Source organism: Eisenbergiella tayi (assembly GCF_001881565.1).
In the GTDB taxonomy this organism is placed as follows: domain Bacteria; phylum Bacillota; class Clostridia; order Lachnospirales; family Lachnospiraceae; genus Eisenbergiella; species Eisenbergiella tayi.
Genome location: NZ_MPDJ01000016.1, coordinates 117,798 through 118,013 on the forward strand (window position 1 = coordinate 117,798; position 216 = coordinate 118,013).

Below are 216 nucleotides of genomic sequence, written 5' to 3' on the forward strand. Positions count from 1 at the left end.
GGCTGTCTCTTATACCCAACTAGATTTGTATAAGACACAGGTACTATACGATTCCTTTTCCAAAGAAATCATAATTCCTGAATATTACACTGGCAGGCTGAACCGGTTCCTGTCACTTCTTTTGGGAAAAAGAGTGACTATTAAGCAGGTAATTCCCAATGACAGTACGAGGATTGCGGCAGAAGGTTCTCTGCTTGTTACAGATATTGTAGTGGA

At 40.7% G+C, this 216-nt stretch carries 1 pseudogene; it reads left to right on the plus strand.

The window, feature by feature from the left end:
• Positions 1-216 (plus strand): annotated as a pseudogene (locus BLA28_RS34035) (hypothetical protein); the annotation flags it as partial.